The 13,699-nt window shown below is 67.3% G+C and carries 12 protein-coding genes; all 12 read right to left on the bottom strand.

Annotated features, from left to right (window positions below; genetic code table 11):
- Positions 1-143: 143 nt before the first annotated feature.
- A complete protein-coding gene (locus BO226_RS28205; RefSeq protein ID WP_231911988.1) occupies positions 144-506 on the bottom strand; it encodes an MHYT domain-containing protein in 363 nt (120 codons plus the stop codon).
- The gene (locus BO226_RS28200; protein WP_231911989.1) at positions 503-859 is read right to left on the bottom strand and encodes an MHYT domain-containing protein; all 357 of its coding nucleotides are present in this window, start codon (positions 857-859) and stop codon (positions 503-505) included. The genes BO226_RS28205 and BO226_RS28200 overlap by 4 nt, the downstream gene beginning before the upstream one ends.
- 133 nt (positions 860-992) lie before the next feature.
- Positions 993-1,832 carry an MHYT domain-containing protein gene (locus tag BO226_RS20525; protein ID WP_024102548.1) on the bottom strand — a complete coding sequence of 280 codons (840 nt, stop codon included), beginning with the start codon at positions 1,830-1,832 and terminating at the stop codon, positions 993-995.
- Positions 1,833-1,978: 146 nt separating this feature from the next.
- Positions 1,979-2,791 (bottom strand): MHYT domain-containing protein, encoded by an 813-nt coding sequence (locus tag BO226_RS20520; protein WP_006550920.1) that lies wholly within the window; start codon positions 2,789-2,791, stop codon positions 1,979-1,981.
- The gene (locus tag BO226_RS20515; protein WP_024102547.1) at positions 2,791-3,345 is read right to left on the bottom strand and encodes a GTP-binding protein; all 555 of its coding nucleotides are present in this window, start codon (positions 3,343-3,345) and stop codon (positions 2,791-2,793) included. The genes BO226_RS20520 and BO226_RS20515 overlap by 1 nt, the downstream gene beginning before the upstream one ends.
- Positions 3,346-3,358: 13 nt before the next feature.
- Complete coding sequence (locus BO226_RS20510) at positions 3,359-3,733, bottom strand: DUF742 domain-containing protein (protein WP_006550918.1); 375 nt, start codon at positions 3,731-3,733, stop codon at positions 3,359-3,361.
- A 13-nt stretch (positions 3,734-3,746) separates the two neighbouring features.
- The gene (locus BO226_RS20505) at positions 3,747-4,163 is read right to left on the bottom strand and encodes a roadblock/LC7 domain-containing protein (protein WP_006550917.1); all 417 of its coding nucleotides are present in this window, start codon (positions 4,161-4,163) and stop codon (positions 3,747-3,749) included.
- Entirely contained in the window at positions 4,160-7,660 is a 3,501-nt protein-coding gene (locus BO226_RS20500; RefSeq protein WP_064256041.1) for a sensor histidine kinase, read from the bottom strand. The genes BO226_RS20505 and BO226_RS20500 overlap by 4 nt, the downstream gene beginning before the upstream one ends.
- A gap of 349 nt (positions 7,661-8,009) precedes the next feature.
- A complete protein-coding gene (gene gyrB / locus BO226_RS20495) occupies positions 8,010-10,046 on the bottom strand; it encodes a DNA topoisomerase (ATP-hydrolyzing) subunit B (protein WP_064256042.1) in 2,037 nt (678 codons plus the stop codon).
- A gap of 215 nt (positions 10,047-10,261) precedes the next feature.
- Entirely contained in the window at positions 10,262-10,813 is a 552-nt protein-coding gene (locus BO226_RS20490; protein WP_064256043.1) for a DUF721 family protein, read from the bottom strand.
- Positions 10,810-12,042: a DNA replication/repair protein RecF gene (gene recF / locus BO226_RS20485; RefSeq protein ID WP_064256044.1), complete on the bottom strand. Its 1,233-nt coding sequence runs from the start codon at positions 12,040-12,042 to the stop codon at positions 10,810-10,812. Before recF ends, BO226_RS20490 begins: the two co-directional genes overlap by 4 nt.
- Positions 12,043-12,064: 22 nt before the next feature.
- A complete protein-coding gene (gene dnaN, locus BO226_RS20480) occupies positions 12,065-13,249 on the bottom strand; it encodes a DNA polymerase III subunit beta (protein ID WP_024102543.1) in 1,185 nt (394 codons plus the stop codon).
- Between the last annotated feature and the right edge of the window lie 450 nt (positions 13,250-13,699).

The following is a 13,699-nucleotide window of genomic DNA, read 5'->3' as shown; positions in this document are numbered from 1 at the left end:
CCTTCTTCTACTCGGCTCGCACGCCCGGCTCCGGCCTTCGGCCCGACGGACGTCTCGCAACCACACGAGTCTATAGGTGCAGGTCAGCCGATGCCGAGAAGGACAGGCACTTCACAGCCCGAGATCTGTCCGGAACCGAGTTCTCACATGTGGGATCCGGTGACCGGGTCGCGGTCCACCTGCCGTTCCGCCTCCGACGCCCACTGCCCGAGCCGGGCGTCGCGCACGGCGTCCTCCGGGTCGGAGGCGAGCAGCAGCGCGGTGATCGGCACGGCCAGGACGATGATGCCGAGGACGAACGCAGGGAACAGCAGCGACATCACGGTCATGCCTTCGGGCGCGGGCAGGCTCGGATCGAGGGTGACCCGCACGCCGGCCATGCCGGTGTAGTGCAGCGCCACGACCGCGCATCCCATGACGAAGGCCGCGACGACGCGGATCTCGAGACGACGCGTGCGGCGGGCCAGTGCGAGCGCGGCCGTGGAGGCGACGACACCGATGATCACCGAGGCGATTCGGGAATGCGGTGCTTGCTGACGTCGTGCACGTCGGCGATCCGCAGACCCACGAGGGTCGCGACGACGGCGAGCACGACAGAGAAGACCGTCGGTGCCAGTTCGTATCGGATGGTCGTACCCGGCACGGAGAAGCCCATCATGCCGATGAAGTGCATGAGCCAGATGCCCACGCCGCCGATGGACAACGACGCCATGAGGAGCCACCAGTTACCGCTGCGCCGCGGCTCTTCGAGCGACCGCCGGACACAGGACAATCCGACGAAGGAACCCATCACAGCGGTGGCGTAGGAGAGGAGGAAAACCCACATCCCCATGGAGAAGTGGTGTACGTCGTGCGACACGTGAGGTCTTCACAGCGGCGCGCTGTCACCACCGCGCTCGGAGGGCACGCGCCACGACCTACCCGATGCGGGCTGCACCCCGACTTTCCAGCAGCGTAAGCGAGCTTATCGCGCTGTGGGTGTTCACATCACATCACCGTTTCACATGTCGTCCGTAAGGACGGGAGACCGTCTCGGGGCCGTCCCCACCGAGCCAGATCGCCATCTCCCGCTCCTGCTCGAGGTCCTGTGTGCTCGCCGATGCCATCAGAGCTACGACCGGCACCGCGAGCAGCGCGACACCGATGATGAAGCCAGGGAACAGCAGGGTCATGATGGTCATCCCCTCCGGATTCGGAGCGGACGGATCGACGGTCACCGCGATCCCGGCCATGCCCGTGTAGTGCAGTGCCACCACGGCGCATCCCATGACGGCGGCGGCCGGGATCCGCACAGCCGGCCGTTCCGCGACCCGCGACAGCCACAACGCGACGATCGACGCGACGACACCGATCGCGACGGACGCCGCGACGTACGACCGTCCCTGCTCGAGTTCGCCCTGGATCCGCACCGCGGCCATGCCGCTGTAGTGCATGCCGGCGACCGCGAAGCCCATGATCACGCCGCCGACGAGAAGCCGGACATCCGACGGCAACCCACGGATCCACTGCACGTCGGTGTCGAGGATCCGCAATCCGACCAGCGTGGCCGTCACGGCGAGCGCGACCGACAGCAGCGTCAGTCCGAGGTCGTAACGGATCGCGGAACCGGGTACGTCGAAGCCCATCATCCCGATGAAGTGCATCAACCAGATTCCGACGCCCCCGATGGACAGGGCTGCCATGAGTGTCCATCGGGTCCGGGCGACCGACGTCCATGCGTTCGCAGCCTTGCGCGCGCAGGACAGACCGGCATAGCACCCCACTGCGGACGTGATGTAGGCGAGTGCGAAAAGCCAACCGCCCATGGAAAAATGGTGAACCTCGTGCGACATGTTGCCCCCCAGGAAGCGGCACGCACGGCACATCGATCCGTGTCGTGCCGAGTAGACCGACAGCGACCCCCGACGCTGCACAGAAGACTACTCCATTTCCGGGATTTCAACCAGATATGTTGACTTACAACATGTTCGGACGATATTCAGAAGGTCCGACCGTCGACGGGATCTACCGGGCCGTCGGCCGCCCACCGCTCGGATTCCTCTTCCAGTTCCGCCGCAAGACGATCCGGGGCCTGGAGCACCAGGACGATCGGAACGGCCAGCAGCAACAGGCCTACGACGAAGAGCGGGAAGAGAATGGAGAAGACCTCGATCCCACCGGAAACCACCACGGCGGGGTCGATCTCCACACGGACCGACGCGGCGGCGAGGAAGTGCACCGCGATCACGGCGACGCCGGCCAACGCGCTGCTCAGCAGGCGCTTGGGCCACGTGTCCGCCGTCTTCACCTGGGCCAGGAAGCCCACGGCCGTCGCGATCGCCAGCCCCACCGCTGCGGCGACCCAGAGCGGATCGAAGGTCAGCGATCCCTGGATCCGCACCGCTGCGAGGACCGAGAACGGCGCGCCCGCAAGGCCGGCGCCCAGCACGAGAGCACCCGTGACCGTCCGGGCGAGGGTGGCGGGAGCGTTGTCCGGGATCGCGACGAGCAGCGCCACGTACACCGACACCAGCGCGACGAGCATCGAGAACACGATGGTGACGGTGTCGAACCGCACCACACTGTCCTCGACGTTGAAGCCCGCCATCGGAAGGAACATAGCGAGCCAGACACCGACGCCACCGCTCACCAGGGCAGCGAGAATCATCCAGTACGAACGCAATCGGTCGCTGGAGGTGGTACGGACCCGTCGAGCACCGGTGACCCCGATGAACACCCCGATCGCCGAGGTCAGATAGGCAAGGACCGTGACCCACGAGCCCATCGTGAAGAGTTCGAGGCCCTCCCCCATTACTGGGTCACCGGCTGGTGCAGCTTCCGCAGAGCGTATTCGGTGACGGTGACCAGGGCCTGCTTCGCCGACTCACGTGCTCGCGCATCGATCGACACGATCGGCACATCCGCCGAGATCGCCATCGCCTGACGGATGTCCTCGAGCGGGTACCGGGGAGCATCGTCGAATTCGTTGATGGCGACGATGAACGGGAGATTGCGCGCCTCGAAGAAGTCGACGGCGGCGAAGCTCTCATCCAGGCGACGCGTATCGATCAGCACAATCGCCCCGATGGCGCCGCGGATCAGGTCGTCCCACATGAACCAGAAGCGGTGCTGTCCGGGCGTGCCGAACAGGTAGAGGACGAGGTCGTCGGCCAGACTGATACGACCGAAGTCCATGGCGACCGTGGTGGTCGCCTTCTGCGGTGTCGCAGAGAGGTTGTCGACGCCGTCGCTGGCGTTCGTCACGAGCGCCTCGGTACGAAGCGGCACGATTTCCGACACCGTCCCGACCAGAGTCGTCTTACCGACGCCGAAGCCTCCGGCGATCACGATCTTGGTCGAGGTCACGCGCTTCGTGGCGTTAGAGTTCGCGAAGTCCACTGAGGACCCTTTCAATCAGCTCACGACGCTCCGCGTCGCTCGAATCGTCTTTCAGCGTGGCCAGGATCTGTACGTGTCCGGCTTCGACGAGATCGGCGACGAGCACGCGTGCCACGCCGATCGGCACCCCCACGCGCGCGGCGATCTCCGCGACGGAGGGTGATTCCTTGCACAGCTCCAGGATCGTGGCATTGATGTTGTCCAGATCCCGGGACCGATCGTCGGTTCCCGGAATGGCCTGGATGAGCGCCTCCAACGCCAGTTCGACCGCAGGACTCGTACGTCCCGAAGTCAGGGAGTAGGGCCGGACCAGACTGGGCTGATCCGGCACGGACTCCGGCTTCCGCGATTCCATGGCCACCTCGACGTCAGGACCCTAGACCGACCCGCGGGGTGGCTTCGACCGAAGCACCCACTCGATCGACCAAGAGCGCCATCTCGTAACCGACCTGTCCGATGTCGCACTCGGAGGCGGTCAGAGCCGCCAGGTGCGAGCCGTCGCCGACGCTCATCAGCAGCAAGTAGCCGTGCTGCATCTCCACGACGGACTGCAGCACACCCCCACCGTCGAACAGCTGCGACACACCGTTGGACAGGCTGGCCAGGCCCGAGGTCACCGCAGCGAGCTGCTCGGCACGATCCACCGGGAGGTGGGCGCTGGCGGCCATGAGCAGACCGTCGGCGGACACGAGCACGGCATGCGAGACACCCGGGACTTCGCGCGCGAAGTTGGAAACCAACCAGTCCAATGGACGAGCTGCGTCGGATCCATGATCAATATTCATCGAACTCCCTGTTCGTCGTTCTCGCGATTGCTGGAATTCGCCGAGGCGCGTCCGTTGCGGACACCCTGCTGATGGCGGCTCAAGTTGGCCCGGATGGCTTCCGGGTCTCGACGTCGAATGGTCCTCGGCAGCTCACCCGTTGCCGGTGCCCGAACAGCACCCGGCACCAGACGCTCGCCGGGAGCGCGCCGCGGAAGACCCGCGGTGGTGTGCTCCTCCACGGGGGACTCGGTAGCACGCTGTGCGGCTTCCCAACCCGCGTCCGCCGCGGAGTGCCACTCCCGCTTCCTGCGGTCCTCCGGAAGGCTCGTCGGGTCGACGAGCCAGTCCGACATCATCGTGGTGAAGATCGGGGTGTTCGCCGGCTGCGGACGGGCCGACGCGAGGTCGGACCGCGGCTGGAAGAACGATGCGGTCTTCGCCGAGTTGGTCCGGTAGCGATGGCGGGCCGCCTGCTGCGCGTCGCTGTGCGGCGAGACGGAGCCACCGTCGGCGATGCTCGGGCCGGAGACCGCTGCGGCCGAATCGGGTTCGGAAGCGTTGGTCGACGCAGCGGGTTGCTGCGGAAGCCCCGGCGTGCTGCCCGGCTGACGACGCGGCAGACCGGGCGTGCTTCCCGGACGACGCTGCGGGAAACCCGTCGAGGGTTCCTGCTGCCGACGGTCCGCATCCTGCTCGGGGGCGCGCTGTGCGTCCGGCGCGGGGGCGCGCTGGGGCAGGTCGGGACGATTCGGTGTGTCCGAGCGACCCGCGGCGTCGCCACCTGCGAGCGGTCCCGCCGACGGCTGTTGCTGCGGCCGATTCTGCGGAACGGACGGGGACGATCCGGAAGCCCGTCCCGGCAGGCCGGGAGTCGCGCCCGGCCGACGCTGCGGAAGACCGGGGGACGCGGGTCGCTGCTGCGGGGCGGGTGCACGATGCGCCGAACCCTGCTGGGGCTCACGGACCGGCAAGGACTGCGACTGCGACTGCTGGGAGTCCGTTGGCGACAGGCCCGGTGTGGCACCGGGACGACGCTGCGGAAGACCCGAAAGCCCTTCCCGGCGAGACCGATCGGCGTCGGGTCGTGGCCCGGCACCGTTGCGGCCGTCGCCGTTGCGGCCGTCGAGCGGGTGACCGTTGGTCTCGTCCGGCCCGCGACGAGGACCGCGCGGAGGCAGCGACGACGCGAAGGCTGCTGCGGCGTCCGGCTCGATCCGGCGCGGCTGCGGCGACCGGGGTGGAGTCGGGAGACCAGGCGTCTCGCCCGGCTGACGCGTGGGCAGACCCGGAGTTCCACCCGGGCGACGCTGCGGAAGACCCGACGGGCCGAACTCGCGGGATGCCGGCGGTGCCTGATTGTCGCGCTGCGGCTCGTCGCGTCGCTCGTCGTCGTAGGACGGCTCCGCATCCCATGCGGCGGAAGTGCTCTCGTCGACATCGGCGGCGTAACCGTTGTTCGCGTAGCCGTTGTCGTAGGCATCGTCGGACTCGTCCGCACGGACATCGTCGGCGGAGTCGAGCGACTGCGAGGACGCGTACTCGTGCCGGTCGTCGGCCGCGGGCAGACCCTGCGGGGCGACGGGCGCCGAGAGCGCCTGCGGTGCCGAGTACTCCTCCGCTTCGATCTCGATGCGCGGCTGGGGACCGGTGTGCGACAACGCCAACGGGGAGACCAGCAGGACGTCCGGGATGTGGACGCTCGCGGTGATACCCGGGTTGCGCGCGGTGTCGAAGGTCGGGCGCAGGCGCACGGTGAGACCGTGCCGCTCGGCCAGTCGCGAGACCACGAACAGACCCATGTGGCGTGCGGTGTCGGGACCGACCTCGCCGCCCTTGGCGAGACGCTGGTTGATGGACTCGAGTTCGTCGGCCGGGATACCGATACCGCGGTCGGCGATCTCGACGAGCAGGCCACCGTCGACGGCTCGCGCGAAGCTGAAGGTGACGTTGCTGTCGGGCGGCGACGCGCGCAGCGAGTTGTCGACCAGCTCGGCGAGCAGATGCACGATGTCGGTCGCGACCGCGCCGCTGAGGGCACCGTCGGGAGTCGAACCGATCTGCACGCGCTGGTAGTCTTCGACCTCCGACATCGCGGCGCGCAGGATGTCGCCGAGCTGCACGGGCGCGGAGTGACCGCGGCGCGTGCGGGTACCGGAGAGAATCAGCAGGTTGTCGCCGTTCCGGCGCATACGCGCGGCGAGGTGGTCGAGGCGGAACAGGCTCTCGAGTCGGGCCGGATCCTTCTCCTCGTACTCGAGTCGTTCGATGAGGCCGAGCTGCTGCTCGACGAGCGACTTGGAGCGACGTGCGAGTGTCTCGAACATGTCGCTGATCTGCAGGCGGAGGTGTGCCTGCTCGCCGGCGAGACGCAGTGCCTGCCCGTGCATGTCGTCGACGGCGCGGGCGAGCTGACCGATCTCCTCGGTGGTGTGCACCGGGACTCGGGTGAACTCGATATCCTCGATGTTGTCGCCGACCTTGATGCGGTCGATGGCCTCGGGCAGCTCCTGCCGCGCGACCTTCAGCGTGCCGTAACGCAGGCGGCGGATCGGGCCGACCAGTGAGCGGGACACGAGCAATGCGAGCACGAGGGCTGCGAGCAGGGCTGCGAGCACGATCGCGGTGTCGCGGAGAGCGGCCGAGCGGGTTTCCGCGGCGCGGTCCTGAATCGTGGTGCTGACCTGCGACGACGCTTCGTCGATGATGGTGCCGTAGATGTCGACACTGTCGAGCAGCGACGCGCGGATGTCGAGGACCGGGAGCGGACCGGAACCGGCCGCGTCGACCATGTCGGCACGTTCCTGGACGCCGGCCCGCAGTTCGGCGATCTGCTGATCGGCCATCAGGTAGGAGCGGGCGAGCAGGTCGAGCATCGCGAGCTCGGCGCCGGAGGCGGACACCAGCGCGGTGCCCGGCTGGGTCGGGTCGTCGACCAGCTGGAGCAGACCGAGAACCTGACCGAAGAGGTAGCGCTGCGAGTACCACGCGTTGATCAGCTGGTCGCCGTAGCCGATGATCTCGCGATCGTCGACCTCGCCGAGGATGGCCTCGACGACACGGTTGAGGCTGTCGCGCACCTCGTTGGTGACGGCACCGATCTCCTCGATCGGCACCGGACCCGCCTGAATCTTCGTGTAGAGCGACTGGGCCGTGGCGGCGGTGCGGCTGAGGTCGGCGGTCACGGCGGGATCGAGCTCGGGGTTCTCTGTGATCGCGGCGATCGTGCCGAAAGCGTCACCGAGAGCCGCCATTTCCTCGGGGGTCGCCGTTCCGACCGCGGCATCCGCGGTGGCGGTGGCGAACGCCGTCGAGAAATCCACGATGTCCGGCACGGCTGCGACCTGATCGGCTGCGGACGAGAAGTGGACGGCGTTGCTGAGCTCGTTCTCGACCCGAAGACCACCGAGGACCATTGCCACAGTCACGGGGACAGCGAGAACGGCGGTGACCTTCCTGCGAAGACCCCACCCCTCGATGTTCCACCACCGCTGCTGGGGCGGCGACTTGTCACTCATGGATCACAGCTCTCCTTCCACCCCGTCCGCGCCGGGCGACGAACACCAGTCGGCACTGCACTCCGTTGAGCGCGTTTTCGATCGAGTGCAGTCGAACGAGACGTTTCGGGTGAGGGCACCATATCGGGACATACAGCGGATACGGAAGAGTGAGTTCTTCCCGTACCACGCGCTGCCCCAGCCCCCTCGTCGGCAGCCACACGTACAGATGGCCGATAGAAGTGTACTCACGAGTAACGAAGAAGGCTAACGGCCCTGCCCACTTCCGGGCGCACGACATGCGAATCCCCGCCGTGATGTACGACACAGCGGGGATTCGCATGCAGTTCTCTGGCGCTGCCGGCCGTGATCAGACGTCGAGGAAGCGGACATCCTTCGCGTTACGGGTGATGAAGCTCCGTCGTGCCGCGACGTCCTCACCCATCAGAACGCTGAACAGCTCGTCGGCGGCAGCGGCGTCGTCAAGGGTCACCTGACGCAGGACGCGGACGCTCGGATCCATGGTGGTCTCCCACAGCTCTTTGGCGTTCATTTCACCGAGGCCCTTGTAGCGCTGGATGCCGTCGTCCTTGTTGATCCTCTTGCCGGCCTTCAGACCCGCCTCGAGCAGGGCGTCGCGCTCGCGGTCGGAGTACGCGAACTCCGGCTCGCTGCGCTGCCACTTGAGCTTGTACAGCGGCGGCTGCGCCAGGAAGACGTGGCCTTCCTCGACCAGCGGCCGCATGAAGCGGAAGAGCAGCGTGAGCAGCAGCGTCGCGATGTGCTGACCGTCGACGTCGGCGTCGGCCATCAGGACGATCTTGTGGTACCGCAGCTTCGAGATGTCGAATTCCTCGTGGATGCCGGTACCGAACGCCGTGATGATCGACTGGACCTCGGCGTTCTTGAGGACCTTGTCGATCCGGGCCTTCTCGACGTTGATGATCTTGCCGCGCAGCGGAAGGATCGCCTGGTACATCGAGTCGCGACCCGACTTGGCGGAGCCACCCGCGGAGTCGCCCTCCACGATGTAGATCTCACACTTGCTCGGGTCCTTCGACCGGCAGTCGGCGAGCTTGCCGGGCAGACCACCGATGTCGGTCGCGCTCTTGCGGCGGACGAGCTCGCGCGCCTTACGAGCGGCGACACGCGCGTGCGCCGACGACACGGCCTTGGTGACGATCGTCTTCGCGTCGGCCGGGTTGGCCTCGAACCAGTGCGAGATGTGCTCGTTGCACGCCTTCTGCACGAAGGACTTCACCTCGGTGTTGCCGAGCTTGGTCTTCGTCTGGCCCTCGAACTGCGGCTCAGCGACCTTGACGGAGATGATCGCCGCGAGACCCTCACGGATGTCGTCACCCGTGAGGTTCGGGTCCTTGTCCTTGAGGAGTTTCTTGTCCTTCGCGTAGCGGTTGACGACCGTGGTCAGCGCCGCACGGAAGCCTTCCTCGTGCGTACCGCCCTCGTGGGTGTTGATGGTGTTGGCGAAGGTGTGGACGGACTCGGAGTAACCCGAGTTCCACTGCATCGCGACCTCGAGTTCGTGGCCGGTGCCCTTGGCGGTGAACCCGACGACGGAGTTGTGGATCGGCGACTTCGTGCGGTTGATGTGGCGCACGTAGTCCTCGAGACCACCCGGGTAGTGGTAGGTGCGGACCTTGAGCTTGTGCACCTCGGACTCGGTTGCCTCGACGGCCTGGTCCTCGGCGGTCTTCGGCGCCTCGGCGGTCTCCGGGACGTCCTCGTCGGTGACCTCTTCGGGAGCGACCCGCTCGTCGGTGAGAGTGATGGTCAGTCCCTTGTTGAGGAACGCCATCTCCTGCAGGCGACGCGCGACGGTCTCGAAGTTGAACGTCGTGGTCTCGAAGATCTCCGGGTCCGGCCAGAAGCGGACGGTGGTACCGGTCTGCTTGGTGGCCTCACCGCGGACGAGCTCGCCCGGCTTCGAGGCGGTGTACGTCTGCTCCCAGTGGTAGCCGTCGTTGTCGATCTCGACCTCGAGGGTTGTGGACAGGGCGTTCACCACGGAGATACCGACACCGTGCAGACCGCCGGAGACGGCGTAGGCATCGGAGTCGAACTTGCCACCCGCGTGGAGCTGGGTGAGGACGACCTCGACGGTGGGCACACCGGAGGCGTGCATACCGACGGGGATACCGCGACCGTCGTCGACGACCTGGACACCGCCGTCGGCGAGGAGGGTGACCTCCACCTTCGACGCGTAACCGGCCATGGCCTCGTCGACGGAGTTGTCGACGACCTCCCAGATCAGGTGGTGCAGGCCACGCTCTCCGGTGGAACCGATGTACATACCGGGGCGCTTGCGCACCGCCTCGAGACCCTCGAGGACGGTGATGGACGACGCACCGTACTCACTCTTGTTGTTGTTCGACTTCTGGGCAGCCACGGGTGGGTAGCTCTCCTTCTCCGATCGGCCCCGCGCACGCGCGCGACGCATTCCTGTCCATCCTACGTGCCCGTGAGCCTTGCGCCGGGGCGGACACGAAAGCGGGCGTTCCGTACCGCTGACGTCCCCGTAGCGGCCTCTTCGCGACCCGGACAACGTGATTTCCTACGCGCTCCGATTTTCGCCCCTCGTACGGGCCGGGAGCGAGCCCGGGATCACCCGTAGGTGTCGCGCGGTCCGCGGCCGCGGATGTGGCGTTCGCCTTTCCGCCAGCTCGGAGCCGCCGGGCCGGTGATCCGCAGTTCCTTGACCACCCCGTGCCCCACGGCCGCGGCGATCTTGGCGAGAATCTGCGATTGCATCATCCGCAGCTGGGTCGCCCAGGCGGTCGACTCGGCCGAGACGTGCAGGATCCCGTCGCGCAGTGTGGTCGGCTGGGCATGGCTCGCGATGTCGTCGCCGACGACCCGCGCCCAGCTTCCCATGACGGTGCCCTCGGACACGTGCGCCGACCAGCCCCGCTGTTTGGACAGCGACTGCGCGAGCGAACCGAGGGTCTGGGGATCGCGGTCGTCCGGCCCTGGCCCCGACCAGCCACGACGTCGGCGTTTCGGGCGCAGCGGCCCGCGCGACGCGCGTCCCTGGCCGACGGCCTTACCGCTCGCCTTGGCGGCAGCTCGAGCCTCCTCGAGCGCGCGGCGGGCCAGATCGATGCCCTTCGGCTCCGGCCCGGCACCGCGTTCGGGACCTGCTTGTTCGTCGTTCATCCGACCTCCCCGGTGAGCGGGTCCGTCTCCCGTTGCACCGATCCCAGCACAGAGATACGACCTTCTTCGGTGTCCTCGGCATGCACGGGGTATCGGGCGCCGTTCAGTTCGGCCGGCACGTCCTCCGGCACGGCCGCCGTGATCAGCACCTGTTCGGCCGTCGCGGCGACCTCGGCGAGGGCGGAGCGGCGCCGTCGGTCGAGTTCGGCGAAGACGTCGTCGAGCATGAGCACGGGATCGGTGCCGTCGGTGCGGAGCAGGGCGAATGCCCCGAGCCGCAGTGCGAGCGCGAACGACCACGATTCGCCGTGGCTCGCATAGCCTTTCGCGGGTTCGGCACCGAGCGTCAGGTCGAGATCGTCGCGGTGGGGTCCGACGAGGCAGACGCCGCGTTCGATCTCCTTCGACCGCACCTCCGCGAGGCGGTGGAGGAAGACGGTCTCGAGAAACTCCCGGTCGTCGGGCGCGGGCGTGCGGGCCGGGTCGGAGAACTCCGGCGGCAGCGCGTCGGCCAGGCTGCTGCGATAACGCAGGCTCGCCGGACGCGACTCGGGTGCGATCGAGCGGTACGCCTCGGACACGTGCGGGGCCAGTTCGTGCAGCAACGCGATGCGCGCGGCGAGCAGCTCGGCTCCGTGGGCCGCGAGATGACCGTCCCACACGTCGAGGGTCGCCAGAGCGCCCGCCCCGTCGCTCGAGCGACTCCCTCGCCGCAGTGCTCCCCCCGCGGTCTTGAGCAGGGCGGATCGCTGGCGCAGCACCTTGTCGTAGTCGGCCCGAACCCCGCTCATCCGCGGGAAACGCGTGCTGAGCAGTTCGTCGAGGAACCGCCGGCGATCGCCCGGGTCGCCGCGCACGAGCGACAGATCCTCCGGGGCGAAGAGCACCGTGCGGAGGATGCCGAGGATCTCTCGAGGACGCCGGGCGGGCGACTGATTGATCCGCGCCCGGTTCTGCTTGCCCTCGTTGATCTCGATGTCGATACCGAGCTCACGACCGTTGTTGACGACCAGCGCCCCGGCGAACGCCCGCGACGTGCCGGCCCGCAGCAGCGGGCCGTCGGAGGACACCCGGTGCGACGACAGCGTCGACAGATATCCGAGGGCCTCGAGCAGATTGGTCTTCCCGTGTCCGTTGCGCCCGACGAAGACCGTCGCCCCCGGAGTGAGGTCGACGGAAACCGTTCTCCACGAACGGAAGTCGCGCAGCGAGAAGGTGCGAACGTACACGGGGGTCCAGTCTCGGGGCCGGTCAGCCCGGCAGGCGCACCGGCATCAGAAGATAGGTGTAATCGCTGTCCGGAGCGGCGAACGTACCCGAGGAATCCGGCACGGGCTCCTCGTCGAGCGCCGGCCGCAGCACGGCCGGACGACTCGAAGTGGTGAACCCGAACGAGACCTTGTCGGTGTGCAGCGACGTCAGACCGTCGAGCAGGTAGCCGGGGTTGAACGCGATGATCAGCGGCTCACCGAAGAACTCCGCGGGATGCGATTCCTCGGCGCGGCCGGCGTCGTCGCCACCGGCGGACAGCATCACGCTGCCCTCGGTGAACTCGAGTCGGACCTGCGCACCGCGCTCGGCGACCAGCGCGACACGCTTGATCGCGTCCACCAACGGTGCGATCTCGACGGTCGCCATCGCGGTGTGCTCGTTGGGGAGCAACTGGCGGAACTTGGGGAATTCGGCGTCGAGCAGGCGCGTGGTGGTGCGGCGACCTTCGGCGACGATGCCGAGCAGGCCCTCGGCGCCCACCGACGACCCGCTGCCGAGCGCGAGCTGGACCGGGGAGTTGGACGACCCGCCAACAGTTTTCGCGGCCTCGGAGAGGGTCTTTGCGGGCACGAGCACGGCCGAGCTGGTGGACTCCGCGGTGGGCATCCACTCGAGCTTGCGCACTGCGAGACGGAAACGGTCGGTGGCAGCGAGCACCATGTCGGTGCCCTCGATCTCGACTCGGATGCCCGTGAGCATGGGAAGCGTGTCGTCCTTGCCGGCGGCGACGGCGACCTGGCTGATGGCCTCGGCGAACAGATCGCCGGAGAGTGCACCGGTCTGCTGCGGGAGCGCGGGCAGCTGCGGGTAGTCCTCCACAGGCATGGTGGGGAGCGAGAACTTGGCGCTACCGCACGTGATGAGCACACGGGTGCCGTCGAGCACGACATCCACAGGCTTGTGGGGCAACGCGCGGGTGATGTCGGCGAGCAGCTTGCCGGACACCAGCACCTGACCGGGGGTGATGACCTCGGCCGAGACGTGGACCTGCGCGGATACCTCGTAATCGAAGCCCGAGACCGTCAGCCCGCGTTCGTCCGCTCCGAGCAGGACACCGCCCAGGACGGGAACGGGGGGTCGCGACGGAAGGCTTCGGGCAACCCATGCAACGGAATCAGCGAAGTCCTCGCGAGGCACACGAAACTTCATACTTCCCAGCTCCATCGCCCGGTGGATCCCTTCGATCGTGGTCTCGACAAGTCTACGAAGTCTGTCACAGAACCCCGACACCGATGAGAGCGGAGCCGGGGGATGCGGGTCCACGCTATGCCTTCCCTCGCTGCTTGGAAAGCCGGGAGGCTCGAGGCGTGAGCCTCACTCGAGGGCCTGTGGACCGACGCTCTCCACACACCTGTTTTGAAAGAAGATTTCTGAAGAGAACTCACAGAAGTAGTAATAGGGCCTGTGGAATCTGTGGACGAACGACCGTCTAGGCTGGTGGGGCGACGTTCTCGAGGGCGTCGAACTCGAGGATGAACTCGAGGAGTTCTCGAGGATGAATGTGGATTCCTCGAGACTGTTCATTCTTTGTCCACCGTTCGTCCACAAAGATCCCACGTTCTGCACACCCTTGTCCACAGGTGTGGGGACCGGAAATTTCTCGAGATACGGGAC

This window comes from Rhodococcus sp. 2G (assembly GCF_001886355.1).
In the GTDB taxonomy this organism is placed as follows: Bacteria; Actinomycetota; Actinomycetes; order Mycobacteriales; family Mycobacteriaceae; genus Rhodococcus; species Rhodococcus pyridinivorans.
This window is presented reverse-complemented; position numbering and strand designations above follow the sequence as displayed.